The sequence below is a fragment of the Pseudomonas sp. GW821-FHT02H09 genome, from assembly GCF_059421425.1.
Map to the genome: position 1 here is coordinate 61,494 of NZ_JBWKVA010000026.1, position 18,400 is coordinate 79,893.

Genomic DNA, 18,400 nt, shown 5'->3' on the forward strand with positions numbered 1-18,400 from the left:
CAGGCTGCATTCCCACGCGGGAGCGTGGGAACGATCATCGCTGATAAAATAACCTATTGACTAAGAAGAACGATCGTTCTACTGTTGGCCGCATGAACGAAATCACTAGTAACGAAACGCGCGACATCATTCTGGATGTCACCGAAAAGCTGATCTACAAAAGTGGCATCGCTGCCACCGGCATGGATCTTCTGGTGAAAACCGCCGGTGTCTCCAGAAAGAGCATTTATCGCTACTTTGCGAACAAGGACGAGCTCACCGTCGCCGCCTTGCAGCGCCGTGATGAACGCTGGATGCACTGGTTCCGGACCGAGGTCGACAAGGCCCCGACGCCGGGGGCGCGCCTGCTCAATCTGTTCACCGTACTCAAGGGCTGGTTTGCCAGCGAAGGCTTTCGCGGCTGCGCGTTCATCAACACCAGCGGCGAAACCGGCGACCCGCAGAGCCCGGTGCGCCTGGTGGCCAGAGAACATAAACAGAAGCTGCTCGACTACCTGTGCAAGCTCTGTAGAGAACATGGCGTGCAAGACCCGCAGGAGCAGGCCAGACAGCTGCTTATCCTGATCGATGGCGCCATTACCGTTGCTCTTGTCATGGGCGATCAGAGTGCCGCCGATAATGCGCAATGCATGGCGCGAAAGTTATTGGACCTGTGATTGTTTTAAACAAGACAGCACCTGCTTGAACTTTATCTTTCTCTGGAGACTTTAAATGTCATCTAACGCTGAAGTTCGTCCGCCACTTCCACCTTTCACCCGTGAGTCGGCCATCGAAAAGATTCGCCTGGCCGAAGACGGCTGGAACTCCCGAGATCCACAACGGGTGTCCCTGGCGTATACCCTGGACACTAAATGGCGTAACCGCGCCGAGTTCGCCAGCAACCGCGAAGAAGCCAAAGGCTTCCTGACCCGCAAATGGGCCAGGGAGCTCGACTACCGGCTGATCAAGGAACTCTGGGCCTTTACCGATAACCGCATTGCCGTGCGTTACGCCTATGAATGGCACGACGACTCCGGCAACTGGTACCGCTCCTATGGCAATGAAAACTGGGAGTTCGACGAACACGGGCTGATGTCCAACCGGCACGCCAGCATCAACGACATGCCGATCAAGGAAAGCGACCGCAAGTTCCACTGGCCACTGGGTCGTCGCCCGGATGAGCATCCGGGGTTGTCTGATTTGGGGCTGTAAGCAGCCACTTCCTGTGGCTTACCTGCCCCCTTGTAGGAGCGAGCTTGCTCGCGATGGACGTTAACGATAACGCGTGCTTTCTGAATGAACGCGTCGCCCTTGAGTCCATCGCGAGCAATCGAGCGTCGACCGGCTGCTCCTACATGGTCCGCGCACGACCTGTGAGTGCGGACTTTGCCCGCGAATGCTCTACGACGGTCGCTGGAAGTGAAACATAGGGGTAAGATACCGGCCTTTCGCGCAGCCTCTTCTGCGCCCCGCCGAATAAGTCGATCCCATGCCTTTCGAACTCAGCGTAGACCTCGTCACCCTCGCCATCCTTGTCCTTGTTGCCTTCATCGCCGGTTTTATCGATGCCATCGCCGGCGGTGGCGGCTTGCTCACCACCCCGGCCTTGCTCACCGCCGGTTTGCCCCCGCACCTGGTGCTGGGCACCAACAAGCTCAGTTCCACCTTCGGCTCGGCCACCGCCAGTTTCACGTTCTACCGGCGCAAACTGTTCCACCCGCGCCAATGGATGCACGCGGTTGTCGGAACGTTGGTGGGGGCCCTGGTTGGCGCAATTGTTGCGCATTACATGCCGGCCGAGTGGCTGAACAAGATGCTGCCGGTGATCGTCTTCGCCTGTGGTGTGTACCTGCTGTTTGGCGGCACGCCGAAAGCGCCGCTGGACAGCGACGCGCCGATCAAAAAGAAGTGGCAGTCGACCCAAGGCTTCGGCCTGGGTTTCTACGACGGCGTGGCCGGCCCCGGCACTGGTGCGTTCTGGACTGTCAGCAGCCTGCTGCTGTACCCCATCGACCTGGTCAAGGCCAGTGGCGTGGCGCGCAGCATGAACTTCGTCAGCAACATCGCGGCGCTGTCGGTGTTCCTGTTTTCCGGTCAGGTGGACTGGATCATCGGCCTGAGCATGGGCATCTCGGTAATGGTTGGGGCGTTCTTCGGCGCGCGCACCGCCATCAGCGGCGGTGCGAAGTTCATTCGCCCGGTGTTCATCACCGTGGTGCTGGGCTTGACCGTGCGCCTAGCCTGGCAACACTGGTTCAGCATGGCCTAAACGGCGCGCCACGTAGAGATCGATAAGGTAGCGGGCAATCGAGCGTGACGCCGGCAACGGCGGCAGCGCGTGAATGTTGAACCACTGCGCATCTTCGATCTCGTCTTCCTGGGGCACGATTTCACCGCCGGCGTACTCGGCATGGAAACCGAGCATCATCGAGTGCGGGAACGGCCAGCACTGGCTACCGACGTACTGGATGTTCTTGACCTCGATCTGCACCTCTTCGCGCACTTCACGAATCAGGCAATCCTCGGCCGACTCCCCAGGCTCGGCGAACCCGGCCAGAGTGCTGTAGACCCCGGGGACAAAGCGTGGCGAGCGGGCCAGCAACACCTCATCGCCGCGGGTGATCAGCACGATCATGCTCGGTGAAATCCGCGGGTAATGCCGCAGGTCGCATGGCTCGCAGTACATCGCCCGCTCGCGTGGAAGTTGCTGCATCGCCTGACCGCAGTTGCCACAAAAGCGATGTTCGCGTGCCCAGGTGCCAATTTGCGCGGCATAACCCAGCACTTTGTAGACGGTGTGATCCCCCTCGAGCATGAACGCCCGCAGACCTTGCCAGCGGCAACCCGGCACCTCGGAGGCGCTTTTGAGCTCCAGCAGGTAAACCGGTTCGCCGTCCAGATGGCCAATGCCATGTTCTGCCAGAATCGACAGCTCCTGACGTTTCAGCCATTCGCGCGGGAACAGCGCGCCGTTGTCATCGAACAAAAACCCGTCGCTGCTGCGGGCCACGGCCCAGCCGCCGGGAACGTCGGTATCGAGTACTGCGGTGGTCCAGCGTAAAGTCATTTTTTATCAATCCAGAAATTCGGGTTTCTGCTTGCTCATTTGCGCGGCCATGGCCAAGCGTAGATCAGCGGATTGCAGCATGGCGGCGTTCCAGGTCGCGATGTATTCCAGTCCGTCGTTGATGCTGTGATCGCGCATGTAACTGATCATCTCTTTGGTCCCGGCAATCGCAATCGGCGACTTGGCGGCAATTTCCCGGGCGATGCCCATCACGCCGTCGAGCAGGCTGACCGCATCAGGGTAGCTGCGGTTGACCAGGCCAATGCTACGCGCTTCTTCGGCACCGATGGTACGTCCCGTGTAAGCCAGTTCACGAAGCATGCCGTCACCAATGATTCGCGGCAACCGTTGCAAAGTGCCAACATCGGCAGCCATGCCCATGTCGATTTCCTTGATCGAGAACTGCGCGTCTTCGGCAGCGTAACGCATATCGCAAGCCGCGATCAGATCGATGGCACCGCCCAGGCAATAGCCCTGAATCGCTGCCAGCACCGGTTTGCGGCAGTTGTCGACGGCATTGAAAGAGGCTTGCAGTTGCAGGATCTTGCGCCGCAGCAGTCGCGCGTTACGGCCGACGTCCTTGCCCAGTTCGTTGGCCACCGAAGCCAGCATCATCAGGTCGATACCGGACGAAAAGTGCTTACCCGCGCCGCTGAGCACCACCACCCGGACTTCATCAGTGTCATCGATCCACTGGAAAATCTCGATGATCTCGGTCCAGAACAGCGCATTCATCGAGTTGATCTTTTCCGGACGATTTATCTGCACATGGGCGATGTTGTCCGCCAGTTCGACGCGAAAGGCTTGGTATTCGGACATGACAGTAATCCTTACCGGGGATGGAAAATGAGGGCCAGACTATAACAAGCCATCGCGGTTGGCAGTAAGGCAGCGCATCGGCCAAATGCGGGACTCTCGGGCCTGTACGGCCCCCTGTAGCAGCTGGCGAAGCCTGCGTTCGGCCGCGCAGCGGTCGTAGAATCAGACTCTGTATTTCTCCAGGCTAACCGCGATAACCGAACTACGACCGCTGCGCGCTCGAACGCAGGCTTCGCCAGCTGCTACGGAGATATGCACCGATATTCAGGCAGGCATGAATAATTAACCACCGTCAGGTGTTCTCTCTGTAGGTTCTTCAATACCTGTATCCCACCGATCGGAGCATCGCTGATGAACACCCGCCTCGCTATTTTCACCACCCCGCTGCTGCTCGCCGGTTGTCTGGCAGCGGCGTTATCCAGCTCACTGGTAATGGCCCATGGCGATGAATCCGCCCCGGCCAAACCCAACTGCCCGAAAGGCAAGGTCTGGGACACTCGCAGCAAAGGTTGTGTGGACCAGCAAAGTAGCCTGACCCCGGATGCAGACCGCACCGATTATGCGTTCCGTCTGGCCAGGGACGGTCGCTATGAAGAAGCCCTCGCCCTGCTCGACACCCTCAAACAGCCGAACACCGCCAAAGCCCTGAACTACCGCGGCTACGCCACGCGCAAACTGGGGCGTACCGACGAAGGCATTGGCTACTATTTGCAATCGGTCAAACTCGATCCGCACTATGCGCAAGTGCGTGAATACCTCGGCGAGGCCTATGTGATCAAAGGCCGGCTGGATCTGGCGCATGAGCAGTTGCAGAGCATCAAGTCGATTTGCAGCACCACCTGCGAGGAATACAAGGACCTGGCCGAAGCCATCGCCGACTCGTCGAAAACCTGAAAAACCTTCCAACAACAATAACGGAGGCCGCTATCGCCGGCGATCAGACAATACGAGCAGAGCTGGGCCAGCATCTGGCGCGTTTATGGCGCTATGGCCTGGTGTTGTCTCGGCAACGGCACGTGGCTGAAGACCTGGTGCAGGCCACCTGTTTGCGGGCGCTGGAACGTGCCGGGCAGTTTGTGCCGGGCACGCGCATGGATCGTTGGTTGCTGAGCATCCTGCATTCGATCTGGCTCAACGAGGTCCGCGCGCTGCGGGTGCGCCAGGGTCTGGGGTTCGTCGAAGCGGACAGCGTCTTTTCGTTCGATGGTGAACACGCAGCGCAGACCCACGTGCTGGCCGCACAAGTGATCAAACGCGTCGATGCCTTGCCTGAGGCGCAGCGCGAAACGGTGTTTCTGGCCTATGTCGAGGGTCTGTCTTACCGGGAAGTCGCCGAGGTCCTCGCGGTCCCCATCGGCACCGTCATGAGCCGTCTGGCTGCCGCTCGTTTGAAGCTGGCCGAGCATCCGCCCCTGCACTCAGTGCCCACCACCTCGACAGGAGAACGGCGATGACTGACCAGCGCTCGCAACAAGGACCATCGGATGAACTGCTGGTGGCCTACCTCGACGGTCAGCTGAGTGCCGAGGACCGGGACCGGGTCGATTTTGCACTGTCTAATGACGAAACCCTGGAACAGCGTCTTGAGTGGCTGTCGCGCAGTGATCTGCCCTTCCAGAGCGTCTATGCGGATTTACTCGATCAGGCGCCCCGGGACCGGCTGGCCGCAATACTCAACATCTTGCCGTCGCCGGTGACCAGCGCTGCGTTGAGCCGACGCCATTTCATCGCGGTTGCGGCAGGTTTTCTGGTTGCAGGCATCGCGGCCGATCGGCTGCTTCTCGGATCCACGCCCAAGGTTGAAACCAACTGGCGTGGATTGGTGGCTGACTACATGGCTCTCTACACCCCGCAAACCCTGGACAACCTCCCCGACGACGAAGCGTCTCAACGCGCACAGTTAAAAACCATCGACCAGCGCCTGGGACTGGCACTGGAACCGGCACAACTGGTGCTACCGCGACCTGTACTCAAACGCGCGCAGTTACTCCAATACGATGGTGTGCCGATTGCCCAGATCACATACCTGGACCCGATCCACGGTCCGTTGGCGCTGTGCATCACCCGCTCAAAAAACGGCACTCGCCCTCCCGCGCAAGAGCAACGACGCGGGATGAATATCGTCTACTGGTCCGAAACCGATCACTCCTACATGGTCATCGGCCATAACCCGACAGCGGAGCTTGAGGCCATGGCGCAGCTATTTAGAAGCCGATTCAGCGCTTGATCACAGTTGGCACTATGCTTGGCATCTTACTTCCAGGGAGGATCCCGGCATGACAACCACCTCGGTTCAATGGAAATCACTCGGTACACCCCGCAATCGCAGTGTGCTGTTGGTCATCGACGTGCAGAACGACTTTATTCCCGGCGGCCAACTGGCGGTGCCTGAAGGGGATGTGATTGTTGCGCTGATCAATCGCATTGCCAGCCACTTCAAACAAGTGGTCATCGCTCAGGACTGGCACCCGGCCGGACATGCCTCGTTCGCCTCCAGCCACCCGGGGTGCAAGCCTTACGACAGTGTTCAGCTGCCTTACGGTGCGCAAACGCTCTGGCCTGATCACTGTCTGCAAGCCAGCCACGGTGCCGAGCTTCACGCCGACTTGAATCTGCCCCACGCGCAACTGATCATCCGCAAAGGCTGCAACCCTGACATCGACAGCTATTCGGCCTTTGTCGAAGCCGATCGCACAACCACCACCGGACTGGCCGGTTATCTGAAAGCGCGCGGGATCGACACGGTCTATATGGTCGGACTGGCGCTGGATTTTTGTGTGATGTATTCGGCACTCGATGCGCGAGCGGCCGGGTTCAACGCCTTTGTAGTGGTGGATGCCTGCAGAGCAATTGACAGGGACGGCTCACTGGCCGCTGCCACGCAACGGATGCAAACGGCGGGCGTGCGGTTGATCACCGCGAACGATGTGGAGAGTGCGACGGCGTTTTTGTGAGAGATCCTGGGGTCAAGGTCTTGATCGTTCCCACGCGCAGTAAAAGAATGCCACCTTGGACACTTCCGTCCGGCTGTGACGCAGAGCGTCACTGGATGCGTTACCACGCGGAGCGTGGGAACGATCAGTAACCCGGCACTGGATTAAGGTTGTTCACTCCAGCACCGGCAACCACAACCTGAATCGCGCCCCGCCCAGCGGTGAAGTCTCGGCCGTTAGGGTGCCGCCTTGGGCTTCCAGCGCCCGGCGGCTGATGGCCAGGCCCAGGCCAAAGCCTCCGGTGGCGCGGTCGCGGCTGCGGTCCAGTCGATAGAAGGGTTCAAAGATCCGTTCGCGCTCGCCGTCGGGAATGCCGATGCCGTCGTCGTCGACCCAGATTTTGCAGCCTTTGGGGCATACCTCAACCCCCACCTGAATTCGCCGCTCGCAATAGCGCATGGCATTGCGCAACAAATTCTGGATCGCCCGAGCGGTCAACCGCGGGTCGAGGGTAAAGCGCTCAAGCATGCCATGCAGCAGGACATCGATCACGATGTCCGGGGACTCCTGCTCCTCATCGACGCTACCCAGAATGCTGTCGATGAACTCATCGAGGGACACCTCCACCTGTTCAGGCACCTGCGCCGGATTTTGCAGGCGGCTGTAGGACAGCAGCTCCAGCACCAGCTCATCCAGCTCGCGGATATGCGCTACCAACCCCTGCAAGCGCTCGCGGCTGGCCGCCGGCAAGTCGTCGGAAAGCGCCAGCGCCAGGCCAAAGTCGAGCCGGGTCAGCGGCGTGCGCAGTTCATGGGACACGGCGTTGAGCAGATCGCGTTGCTGGTTGAGCAGGTTTTCAATATCACCGGCCATGGTGTCGAACACATTGGCCAGGTTACCGATATTGGAGCTGGCCAGGATTTGCGTGCGCTCGCTCAAATGGCCCTTGCCGAAGCGCTCGGCGGTGCCACTCAAACGTTCCAGATCACGCCAGTGCGCACGTAGCCAGAACAGCAGGCAGGCCAGCAACGCTGCGACGATCAGCACGTTCATGCTCCAGTACAGCAAGTTGACGTCCAATGGGTCCGGCGGAACGATCAGCTTGACCACCCTCTGCTCATCCAGTGGCGCTACGGTCAACGTGCGCCAGCCCCAATCGCCCAGACGGACCACTTTCTCGCCACGCTGCAAACGCTCGGTTTCGTAGGCGCTGAAGTCAGGGTCGTCGTTGCGCACCAACGCCACCTGCAACGGCCGGAACTGCTGATCCATTTCGGTTGCCAACGCCTGCCATTGCTCGGCCGGCACTGCGTGAAACTGTTTGACGATCAGGTTTTGCAGACCGCGGGACTGGTCCAGGTTGTAGTTCACAAAGCGCTCATGGAAAACCTTGATCACCAGGTCCGGGATCAGGTAAATCGCCGCGCTGAAGGTGACGATGGTGATCAGGTACAACCGAATCAGCGTTCTCAGCATCGGCTCAGCATTCCCACTCGGAACGACTGAACAAGTAACCCTTGCCCCACACCGTTTTGATTTTGCGTGCTTCACCGGCGTGATCGTCGAACTTGCGCCGCAGCTTGGAGATGGCCACGTCCACCGAGCGGTCGGTGCCGTTGAACTCGATGCCACGTAGACGTTGCAGGATCTGATCGCGGCTCAGGACTTCACCGGCATGTCGGGCCAGCACCACCAGCAGGTTGTACTCGCCGCTGGACAGCTCCACCAGTTGCTCACGCCAGGTCACGCTGCGTTCCGACAAATCGATGCACAGGTTGCCCATCAAAATACGGTCGCTGGCCGTTTGCGGCTCGCTGAGACTGCTGCGCCGCAGCAAGGTCCGCACCCGCGCCAGCAGCACACGCGGCTCGCAGGGCTTGGTGACGTAATCGTCGGCACCCATTTCCAGGCCCAGCACCTGATCGTGGCTGTCGTCGCGGGCGGTCAGCATCAGAATCGGCAACGTCGCCGAATCGGCCCGCAGCAAGCGGCAGACTTGCAGCCCGTCGAGCCCTGGCAGCATCAGGTCGAGGATCACCAGATCCGGTGGATTGACTCGCGCACGCTCACGCACCTGGTCGCCGCGGCTGATCACACTGACCTGATAGCCATTGCGTTCCAGGTAGCTGGCGATCAGTTCGCAGAGCGTGGTGTCGTCTTCGACCAGGAGGATGTTGGGCATGGGTGTTTCCAGAAAGTGCTGTGGTGACTGTTAGTCCGTCTTCGCGGGCAAGCCTCGCTCCTACAGGAACGGTGCAAAACCGTAGGAGCGAGGCTTGCCCGCGATCGACCGCGAAGCGGTCGCAAAGGATATACGCCCTGGCGCACCCGCGAGCAAAACCTTCACACAATTTCACAGAGCACCTACAAAGCTTCACCGCTACCCCCGACGACTCCCCGTAGCATGCCTGAGTCATTATTGGGGTATTCACATGTCAAAGAACCTGTTTGCAAAGCTTGGCCTGATTGCATTGGCATTGACGCTGAGCGCTTGTGACAAGTCCTCCACCGCCAAAGAACAACCACCGCTGGCCACGGTCCGGATCGAGACCCTCCAGGCGCAGCCACTGTCTATCAGCAGCGAACTGAGCGGACGGATCGCCGCGCCGCGGATTGCCGAAGTGCGGGCACGGGTGGCCGGCGTCGTGCTGCAACGCACGTTCCGTGAAGGTTCCGACGTCAACAAAGGCGACGTGCTGTTTCGCATCGACCCGGCGCCGTTCAAGGCCGACCTCGACAGCGCCCTGGCCAGCCTGCGCAAGGCCGAGGCCAATGCGTTCCAGGCACGCTTGCAGGAGCAGCGTTACAGCCAGCTGGTCGAAGGCAACGCCATCAGCGGCCAGGATTATGACAACGCCCGAGCCAGCGTCCGGCAGACGGCTGCCGATGTAGCGGCCAATCAGGCCGCGGTACAACGGGCCAGACTGAACCTGGGCTACGCCACGGTCACCGCGCCGATTTCCGGGCGCATTGGCCGGGCACTGGTCACTGAGGGCGCACTGGTCGGGCAGAACGAAACCACACCATTGGCGCTGATCCAGCAACTGGACCCGATCCACGCCGATCTGACCCAGTCGACCCGTGAGCTGAACGACCTGCGCCGCGCCTTCCGCGCCGGGCAGTTGCAACAGGTCGGGCAGGATCAGGCCCGCGCCACCTTGATTCAGGACGACGGCAGCCTTTACCCGCTGCCGGGCAAATTGCTGTTTGCCGACATCAGCGTCAACCCGAGCACCGGCCAGATCATCCTGCGCAGCGAGTTCCCCAATCCGGACCTCGATCTGCTGCCGGGCAGCTTCATCCGCGTACGTCTGGAGCAAGCGGTCAACCCACAAGGCATCAGTGTGCCGCAACGGGCCATCCTGCGTGACAGCGCCGGTATCGCTCAGGTGCTGCTGGTGGACGCCGGGCAGCGGGTCAGTCAGCAACCGGTGCAGCTTGGTCAGGAGCAGAAGGATCGCTGGATTGTCACCAACGGCCTGAAACCGGGCGACCGCATTGTCATCGAAGGCCTGCAACATGCTCGCCCCGGCGAGAAAGTGCAGATCGACGACACCCCTCTTCCACTCGCCCAGGTTTCTGGCCAGTAGCTAGCAACAGCCCCCAGGACGCACCTCCCATGCCGCAATTCTTTATCGACCGCCCGATATTCGCCTGGGTGGTCGCGTTGTTTATCCTGCTGGCCGGCGCCCTGGCCATTCCGCAATTGCCGGTGGCGCAGTACCCCAACGTCGCGCCGCCGAAAGTCGAAATCCACGCCACCTACCCCGGCGCATCGGCGCAAACGGTGGACGAAAGCGTGGTCAGCCTGATCGAGCAGGAGCTCAACGGCGCTGACCATTTGCTGTACTTCGAGTCCCAGAGCAGCCTGGGCAGCGCCACCATCACCGCGACTTTTCAGCCCGGCACCAACCCGGAGATGGCCCAGGTCGACGTGCAAAACCGCCTTAAAGCGGTGGAGCCGCGCCTGCCGCAATCGGTCACCCAGCAGGGCTTGCAGGTCGAAAAAGTTTCGGCCGGCTTCCTGCTGTTGATCACCCTGACCTCCAGTGACGGCAAGCTCGACAATGTGGCACTCAGCGACTACCTGGCGCGCAACGTGATGAACGAGATCCGCCGCCTGGATGGCGTCGGTAAAGCGCAGCTGTATGGTGCCGAGCGGGCCATGCGAATATGGATCAATCCACAGAAGCTGATTGGCTTCAACCTGACCCCGGCCGATGTCAGCGCCGCGATTGCCGCGCAGAACGCCCAGGTCTCGGCCGGAAGCATCGGTGACTTGCCGACCCGTTCGACTCAGGAAATCACCGCGACGGTGCTGGTCAAAGGCCAGTTGTCGACGCCCGAAGAGTTCGCCGACATCGTGCTGCGGGCCAATCCCGACGGTTCGACCGTGCGTATCGGCGACGTTGCCCGGGTCGAGGTCGGCAGCCAGGAATACCAATTCTCCACCCGCCTTAACGGCAAGCCGTCGACCGCTGTCAGCGTGCAGCTGTCGCCGGGTGCCAACGCCTTGAGCACCGCGACGCTGGTGCGGGCGAAGATGGACGAACTGGCACGGTATTTCCCGCTCGGCGTGGAGTACAAGATCCCCTATGACACGTCCCCGTTCGTCAAAGTCTCGATCACCAAAGTGATCTACACCTTGGGCGAAGCGATGTTGCTGGTGTTTGCGGTGATGTTTGTGTTCCTGCAAAACATCCGCTACACGCTGATCCCGACGCTGGTGGTGCCGGTGGCGCTGATGGGTACCTTTGCGACCATGCTGGCGCTGGGATTCTCGATCAACGTGCTGACCATGTTCGGCATGGTACTGGCCATCGGCATCCTGGTGGACGACGCCATCGTGGTGGTAGAGAACGTCGAGCGGATCATGGCCACCGAGGGCCTGTCGCCCAAAGAGGCAACGCGCAAGGCGATGAAGCAGATCACCGGCGCAATCATCGGCATCACCCTGGTGCTGGTGGCGGTGTTTATCCCGATGGCGTTCATGCAGGGCTCGGTGGGGGTGATCTACCAACAGTTCTCACTGTCGATGGCCACCTCGATTCTGTTCTCGGCGTTCCTCGCCCTGACCTTGACCCCGGCGTTGTGCGCCACGTTGCTCAAGCCGATCGCCAAGGGTGAACATCACGCCAGGGGCGGGTTCTTCGGTGGGTTCAACCGACGCTTCGAGCAACTGAGCGACGGCTATCAACGCACGGTGGTCTACGCGCTCAAACGTAGCGGTCGTTTTCTGTTGATCTACGGCGTGCTGTTGATCGGCCTGGGGCTGTGTTTCAGTCGCCTGCCCTCCTCGTTCCTGCCGGTGGAAGACCAGGGTTACACCATCACCGACATCCAGTTGCCACCCGGAGCCAGCAAGAACCGCACGGTGCAGGTGGTGGAGCAGATCGAAGCGCACAACGCCACCGAGCCCGGAGTGGGCGACAGCACGGTGATCCTCGGTTTCAGCTTCTCTGGCAGCGGGCAGAACGCAGCGCTGGCCTTCACCACGCTCAAGGACTGGTCGCAACGTGGCAGCGACGACTCGGCCGCCTCAATCGCTGACCGGGCCAACATCGCCCTCAGCCAGGTCAAGGACGCGGTGGCTTACGCGGTGCTGCCGCCGCCAGTGGACGGTCTCGGTACCTCCAGCGGTTTCGAGTTCCGTCTGCAAGACCGTGGCGGCGTCGGCCATGCCGCGCTGATGCAAGCGCGTACCGAACTGCTGGCTGCGGCCGAGAAAAGCCCGATTCTGGCCAACGTCCGGGAAAGCGCCTTCGCTGAAGCGCCGCAAGTGCAACTGGAAGTCGACCGCAAGCAGGCCAACGCCTTGGGTATCTCCTTTGCCGATATTGGCAATGTGCTGTCCACCGCAGTGGGTTCGGCTTATATCAATGACTTCCCCAATCAGGGCCGGATGCAACGGGTGGTGGTGCAAGCTGAAGGCGATCAACGCAGTCAGGTGGCGGACTTGCTGAACATCCACGTGCGTAACAGCGCCGAAAAAATGGTGCCGTTGTCGGCCTTCGTCCAGGCCAACTGGACTCAGGGCCCGGCGCAGTTGACGCGCTACAACGGTTATCCGGCCATCAGCATTTCCGGGGAGCCGGCACCGGGTCACAGCACCGGTGAGGCCATGGCAGAAATCCAGCGGCTGGTGGCGCAACTGCCCGCGGGCCTGGGCCAGGAATGGACCGGATTGTCGTTGCAGGAGCGCCTTTCCGGCGCCCAGGCACCGATCCTGCTCGGACTGTCGTTGCTGATTGTGTTCCTGTGCCTGGCGGCGCTGTACGAGAGTTGGTCGATTCCCACCTCGGTGTTGCTGGTGGTGCCTTTGGGAGTGCTCGGTGCGGTGCTGGCGGTGACTGTGCGTGGAATGCCCAACGACGTGTTCTTCAAAGTCGGGCTGATCACCATCATCGGTCTGTCGGCGAAGAACGCGATCCTGATCATCGAGTTCGCCAAGAGCCTGTATGACGAAGGCCACGACCTGATCGACGCCACGGTACAAGCCGCACGCCTGCGTCTGCGCCCCATTGTCATGACCTCCCTGGCGTTTATCCTCGGCGTGGTGCCACTGGCGATTGCTACAGGCGCAAGTTCCGCCAGCCAGCAAGCCATCGGCACCGGAGTCATCGGCGGGATGATCACCGCGACCCTGGCGGTGGTGTTCGTGCCAGTGTTTTTTGTGGTGGTGATGAAGCTTGTGAAGAAGCGGCATAAGGCGGATTGAGCCGCTTTTTGTAGCAGCTGGCGAAGCCTGCGTTCGAGCGCGCAGCGGTCGCAAATCGGTGATCGGGGTCTTTCAGGAGGATCTCGGTCGCACCTTTTACGACTGCTTCGCCCGAGCGCGGACCGAGCCGAACGCAGCCTTCGGCAGCTGCTACAGGATTCTCTATTCAGCCACATGCTAAGGTTCGTCAAAGCCCCGCCGCAGAGAACAACCATGCCGCACCTGGTCCGCACCCATCCTCGTTTGACCGCCGCTGCCCTGCTGGGTGTGGTGGTCAGCATTCTGGCTCCCGCCGATTCGGTTATCAGCAAAACCCTCTTTGGCTGGAACGCCGGGGTCTGGACTTACCTGGCGCTGATGTTCTGGCTCACCGTGCGTTCACGGGCCGATGACGTGAAACGGATCGCCGAGGTCGAAGACGAAAATGCCGGGCTGGTGCTGTTGCTGGTGTGCATCGCAGCGATTGCCAGCCTCGCGGCTATTACCTTCGAACTGGCCGGCAGCAAAGACCTGGACACCACCCACAAACTCTTGCGCTACGGCTTTACCGGGTTGACGGTGATCGGCTCATGGCTGCTGATCGGGGTCATTTTCAGCGTGCATTACGCCCGGCTTTATTACACCTGGGGCGGCAAGGAACCGGCCCTGCGCTTTGCCGAGGGCCTGGTGAACCCCAACTACTGGGACTTCCTGTATTTCTCCTTCACCATCGGCGTCGCGGTGCAAACCTCGGACGTCGGGATCGCTACGCGGGGGCTGCGCAAGATCGTCCTGGCGCAGTCGCTGATCGGCTTTTTGTTCAACACCGCGATATTGGGTTTCTCGATCAATATTGCGGCGGGGTTGTTTGGGTGAAAGAGCGCCTGCAGTTCTTCGATCACGGAACTGCAGGAAGACGCCCCCGGAAAGTCAGCTTTTGATTTCAACGACTATTGAAGCCGGCTCGGAAGCATTCCCGAAAGCATCCAAAGCACAAACCTCAAATGAGTACGAACCGGGAAACAAACCGACGGCGGTGTAGTGGGCAAGCGGTGTGCTGTCGAAATATTCGTGATTATTGTAGATGACATAGCCACACATACTGACGTCGTCCGTTGACTCCTCCCAGGCCAGTGTCACTGAATCGAATGTCGAAGCAATTTCACGCAAGTTTTCCGGGACACTGGGCGGCGTGACGTCCTTGGGTTCATAGACAAGAGTGGCCGGTTCGGATAACTGCCCATAATAGTCAAAGGCACGCACTTTGATTGAGTATTCAACGTCAGGGATCAGCTTGGACAACGTAATTGCGGCCATAAAAAGCACATCTACATAGTGCTCGTCATTGATCATGATTCTTGCGCCCGTCGTAACAGCTTCCTCCTCCACGAATGACCACTCCAGTTTGGCTGAAGTAGATGTCAGGGGCGTGATACGTACTTCTTTTGGTGCAGAGGGTGGAGGTTTTGGCGCCTGCCCGGTGGTTTTGAACACTGTGATTCCGCTGGGAGCAGAAAGGTTTCCATCTTTGTCCCGCGCGCGCACGAAAACATAGTAGTAGGCACCGCTGGTCAACCTATTGAGAGTGTGGTGAGCATCCGGGACAAAAAATAAACCAGGAAGACTATTCAAGAAAACTTTATAACCAGTCACCCCTACATTATCGCTCGACGGCTCCCAGGTCAGTCTCGCCGAAGTGTCTGTGATATCGCTGACAATGGGGGCGCCGGGTTTACTCGGAGGTACATCGTCAGTCAGCGTCCTCTCCAGTTCGGTCGTTTTCGAGATGGAATCATCAAGTCGAGCATAAACCGCAAAGTTGAAGCGATGTGGGGCAGGACCAGGCGATAGATCGGCCAGCTTGAAGTTGTAACCTACACGGCCTCGGCCAGTGGTGAACACTTTGCCATTGATGGAGACCACATGAGTCGGATACTTCCCGAAACTCGGATCCCAGGCCAGCCTGCAGAACCCGTTGAGATGGCTGAACCTCAGGTTTGTCGGTGCACGCAACAAGGTGTTGAACCTGAGAGAGGCGGCGCTCGACATGATGCCAGAGGTATTAACTGCACGAACTTTAACGTGAAAGTCAGTATGATCTTGCAGGTGCGCCAAAGTGAAATGGAGTTGGTCGATCTCCCCGACGAGGGATCCATTGAGATAAACTCTGTAACGGACGCCGTTGCTGGTTGATGCAGTCCAACTCAGCGATGCACTATCGGGCGTCAGCGTTGTGAGCCTGAGCGCTTTCGGTTTATTCGGGGGGGTTAAATCGTGGGTTACGACAGTGATCGACTGCGAGAGCGCAGGAGGCATACCCGCAGTTCTGCGCGGCTGAACCTTAAACTGATATGCAACTTCAGGTATCAAGTTACCGGCAATGTGTTCACGCGCAGTGGTTTGAACAGTTCCCCTACCCGGACAGGTGATTTCGTAATCACGCAGACCCGACGAATCGCTGGGAGCATCCCATGTTAGCCAGGCCTCGGAAGAACTTCTCCCCGGGTTGCGTAGATTGCGTGGTTGTGTCGAGTCTGGATCGAATGTAACCGTGGCCAGTAATGGTGCCGATTCACCATTCGCGTCAACTGCAGTCGAGTACTGAAGATAGAGCTTCGCTTCGTCGTCCGGATTCATTTCACTACTCCACTGTGAATGGCGCTCCTGGCGAGGAGTCGCGTATAGGGTAATTACAGGCCATTGATACTTTCGACGCCACTAACAGATCTGCTAGTTGCGTTCCGGGGTGTTCTATGCCCGGTCTCCTGGTTCTAGACCGTGGGTTCCGTCCATCGGCTAACTGCACGGGTAATCAGTGTCGCCACAGTGCAAAATCCAGTCGCCGCAGAGCGCTTTGGCGCCTGACGTGCTGCGTAAGGTGATGGCACGGTGCATAAAGACGCCGAACCCACAATAAACGACCTGCCGAGCGAGACTTCTCACATGAAAAGACTGTTCAACCGTTGTCTGTTGATTCTCTCCGGTACCGCACTGCTAACCACCAGCGTTATGGCCAACGAAGCGCCGTCCTGCAAAACCGTGCGCATGGGCGTGGTCAACTGGACGGACGTGATCGCCACCAGCGGCATGGCTGACGTCTTGCTAACCGGTCTTGGCTACGACAGCAAGCAGACCAGCGCCGTGCAGCAAATCGTCTTCGCCGGTATTCGTGACAAGCGGCTGGACATCTTCCTCGGTTACTGGAAACCGGCGATGGATCAGAACATCGCACCCTTTGTCGCCGCCAATCAGCTCAAGGTCATGGACAAACCCAGCCTGGCCGATGCCCAGGCCACCCTGGCGGTCCCCGAATACGTTGCAGCGGCCGGGCTGAAAACCTTCGCCGATATCGCCAAATTCAAAGACCAATTGGGCGGCAAGATCTACGGCATCGAGCCCGGCAGTGGCGCCAATACCACCATCAAGACCATGATCGAAACCAATCACTTTGGCCTCGGTGGCTTCAAACTGATCGAGTCCGGTGAAGCCGGGATGCTTGCCGCCGTCCAGCGGGCAGTGAATCACAAGGAGTTCGTGGTGTTCGTCGGCTGGACTCCGCATCCGATGAACATCAACATGAAGATGACCTATCTGACCGGCAGCGAGGACGTCTATGGCCCCAACGAAGGCGCCGCGACGGTCTCCACCGTGACCGCACCGGACTACGCCCAGCGTTGCCCGAACGTCAACCGCCTGCTGGAAAACCTGACCTTTACCGCCGCGCAGGAAAGCCAGTTGATGGTGCCGATCATGGCCCGCAAGGCGCCTCAAGATGTGGCCAAGCAATGGCTGCGCGAGCACCCGGAGGATCTGCAACGCTGGCTGGCGGGTGTGACCAGCGTGGATGGCAAGGATGGCGTCGCTACCGTACAGGCCAGTCTGAAACCTTGATGCCCAACCGAGTGCCGTATGACCGAATACCCGCTCTCTCCCGAACTTCTTGAGTTCGTCGAGAAAACCTTGAGTTTCAATAGCCTGGATAGCAGTTTTAAAGGCCTACGTGAAGCTTATAGCCGCATGTGCCGGGCGTTCACCCCGCCCCGGCCTGCGGGGTTGGCCGTGACGGAATTGCGTTTGAATGACGTACCGGTGCGCGCTTACTGCCCGACCACTGCGATGCCGGCCGGCGGCTGGCCGTGCATCGTCTACGTGCACGGCGGCGGCTGGGTCGTCGGTGACCTGGACTCCCACGACTTCATCACCGCCGAACTGGCAGCCCGACTTCAGGTGCTGGTGCTGGCGGTGGATTATCGGCTGGCTCCAGAGCATCCGTTCCCGGCAGCCTTTAACGATTGTCTGGCGGTGTGGCGAGCGCTGGACAGTGATGGTTGCCCGTTTCAACTGGACCTTGAACGGCGCGTTGTGGTTGGAGACAGCGCCGGTGGCAATCTCGCTGCCGCGTTGTGCCTGGCGTTACGAGACGCCCATGAGCCGTTACCTGCTGCGCAGGTGCTGATCTATCCAGGGCTGGGCGGCGATGCGAGTTTGCCGTCACGCAGTGAATGCGCCGATGCGCCGTTACTCAGCACCAACGATCTGGATGGCTATCACGCGCTGTATTTACCGGGTCCAACGCAGCGTTCGCCCTATGCCATGCCGTTACTGGCAAACGACTTCAGCCGTCTGCCACCAGCGTTTATCGCAGTGGCGCAGTTCGATCCATTACGCGATGACGGCGTATGTTTCAGTGATCGGCTGAACGCGGCCAACACGCCCGCCTTGCTTTATCAAGGTCAGGGGCTGGTCCATGGCTGCTTGCGGGCGCGTGGTCTTGCCGTTGAAGTTGATGAGCTTTACGAGGCACTGTTCGAGTATTTACGCGGGTTTCCTGGAACCCATTGTGGCGGGGAGGCTTTGTTGTAACAGCCGGTCGACGCTCGATTGGTCCGGGCGGCGTTCCGACGA

The 18,400-nt window shown here is 59.7% G+C and carries 17 protein-coding genes; 12 read left to right on the top strand and 5 right to left on the bottom strand.

The features are described from left to right. Positions 1-92: 92 nt before the first annotated feature. From AC07VR_RS27585 to AC07VR_RS27595, 3 genes are all read left to right on the top strand, one after another. Positions 93-656 carry a TetR/AcrR family transcriptional regulator gene (locus tag AC07VR_RS27585; protein WP_495013133.1) on the top strand — a complete coding sequence of 188 codons (564 nt, stop codon included), beginning with the start codon at positions 93-95 and terminating at the stop codon, positions 654-656. A 55-nt stretch (positions 657-711) separates the two neighbouring features. Next, positions 712-1,191 carry a nuclear transport factor 2 family protein gene (locus AC07VR_RS27590; RefSeq protein WP_495013134.1) on the top strand — a complete coding sequence of 160 codons (480 nt, stop codon included), beginning with the start codon at positions 712-714 and terminating at the stop codon, positions 1,189-1,191. 277 nt (positions 1,192-1,468) lie between these two features. Continuing rightward, a complete protein-coding gene (locus tag AC07VR_RS27595) occupies positions 1,469-2,248 on the top strand; it encodes a TSUP family transporter (protein ID WP_494991350.1) in 780 nt (259 codons plus the stop codon). On the opposite strand, the gene nudC is transcribed toward AC07VR_RS27595, so the two are convergent. Together nudC and AC07VR_RS27605 are read right to left on the bottom strand one after the other, a co-directional pair. Beyond that, positions 2,216-3,046, bottom strand: coding sequence for an NAD(+) diphosphatase (gene nudC, locus AC07VR_RS27600; protein WP_494991349.1), 831 nt, complete (start codon positions 3,044-3,046; stop codon positions 2,216-2,218). The genes AC07VR_RS27595 and nudC overlap by 33 nt on opposite strands. A 6-nt stretch (positions 3,047-3,052) precedes the next feature. Next, positions 3,053-3,865, bottom strand: a complete 813-nt coding sequence (locus AC07VR_RS27605) for a crotonase/enoyl-CoA hydratase family protein (RefSeq protein ID WP_495013135.1) — start codon at positions 3,863-3,865, stop codon at positions 3,053-3,055. A gap of 351 nt (positions 3,866-4,216) precedes the next feature. Between AC07VR_RS27605 and AC07VR_RS27610 the strand changes: the two genes are divergently transcribed. From AC07VR_RS27610 to pncA, 4 genes are all read left to right on the top strand, one after another. After that, positions 4,217-4,759 (top strand): tetratricopeptide repeat protein, encoded by a 543-nt coding sequence (locus tag AC07VR_RS27610; protein WP_495013136.1) that lies wholly within the window; start codon positions 4,217-4,219, stop codon positions 4,757-4,759. A gap of 62 nt (positions 4,760-4,821) precedes the next feature. After that, on the top strand, positions 4,822-5,319 hold the full coding sequence (locus AC07VR_RS27615) for an RNA polymerase sigma factor (protein ID WP_495013157.1): 498 nt from the start codon (positions 4,822-4,824) through the stop codon (positions 5,317-5,319). Continuing rightward, on the top strand, positions 5,316-6,092 hold the full coding sequence (locus AC07VR_RS27620) for an anti-sigma factor family protein (protein WP_495013137.1): 777 nt from the start codon (positions 5,316-5,318) through the stop codon (positions 6,090-6,092). Before AC07VR_RS27615 ends, AC07VR_RS27620 begins: the two co-directional genes overlap by 4 nt. A gap of 49 nt (positions 6,093-6,141) precedes the next feature. After that, a complete protein-coding gene (gene pncA, locus AC07VR_RS27625; protein ID WP_495013138.1) occupies positions 6,142-6,819 on the top strand; it encodes a bifunctional nicotinamidase/pyrazinamidase in 678 nt (225 codons plus the stop codon). 153 nt (positions 6,820-6,972) lie between these two features. On the opposite strand, the gene AC07VR_RS27630 is transcribed toward pncA, so the two are convergent. Together AC07VR_RS27630 and AC07VR_RS27635 are read right to left on the bottom strand one after the other, a co-directional pair. Continuing rightward, positions 6,973-8,274 carry an ATP-binding protein gene (locus AC07VR_RS27630; protein WP_495013139.1) on the bottom strand — a complete coding sequence of 434 codons (1,302 nt, stop codon included), beginning with the start codon at positions 8,272-8,274 and terminating at the stop codon, positions 6,973-6,975. A gap of 4 nt (positions 8,275-8,278) precedes the next feature. Further along, a complete protein-coding gene (locus AC07VR_RS27635) occupies positions 8,279-8,980 on the bottom strand; it encodes a response regulator (protein WP_494991343.1) in 702 nt (233 codons plus the stop codon). A 250-nt stretch (positions 8,981-9,230) separates the two neighbouring features. On the opposite strand from AC07VR_RS27635, the gene AC07VR_RS27640 reads away from it, so the two are divergent. From AC07VR_RS27640 to AC07VR_RS27650, 3 genes are all read left to right on the top strand, one after another. Further along, a complete protein-coding gene (locus AC07VR_RS27640) occupies positions 9,231-10,388 on the top strand; it encodes an efflux RND transporter periplasmic adaptor subunit (RefSeq protein ID WP_495013140.1) in 1,158 nt (385 codons plus the stop codon). Between the two features lie 29 nt (positions 10,389-10,417). Continuing rightward, on the top strand, positions 10,418-13,516 hold the full coding sequence (locus AC07VR_RS27645) for a multidrug efflux RND transporter permease subunit (protein WP_495013141.1): 3,099 nt from the start codon (positions 10,418-10,420) through the stop codon (positions 13,514-13,516). Between the two features lie 213 nt (positions 13,517-13,729). Next, the gene (locus tag AC07VR_RS27650) at positions 13,730-14,371 is read left to right on the top strand and encodes a DUF1345 domain-containing protein (protein WP_494991340.1); all 642 of its coding nucleotides are present in this window, start codon (positions 13,730-13,732) and stop codon (positions 14,369-14,371) included. Between the two features lie 54 nt (positions 14,372-14,425). On the opposite strand, the gene AC07VR_RS27655 is transcribed toward AC07VR_RS27650, so the two are convergent. Then, entirely contained in the window at positions 14,426-16,132 is a 1,707-nt protein-coding gene (locus AC07VR_RS27655; protein WP_495013142.1) for a fibronectin type III domain-containing protein, read from the bottom strand. Between the two features lie 306 nt (positions 16,133-16,438). Here AC07VR_RS27655 and AC07VR_RS27660 point away from each other — a divergent pair, with 306 nt between their 5' ends. Then, positions 16,439-17,386: a choline ABC transporter substrate-binding protein gene (locus tag AC07VR_RS27660; RefSeq protein WP_495013143.1), complete on the top strand. Its 948-nt coding sequence runs from the start codon at positions 16,439-16,441 to the stop codon at positions 17,384-17,386. A gap of 18 nt (positions 17,387-17,404) precedes the next feature. Continuing rightward, positions 17,405-18,358: an alpha/beta hydrolase gene (locus AC07VR_RS27665; protein WP_495013144.1), complete on the top strand. Its 954-nt coding sequence runs from the start codon at positions 17,405-17,407 to the stop codon at positions 18,356-18,358. The last annotated feature ends 42 nt before the right edge of the window (positions 18,359-18,400 follow it).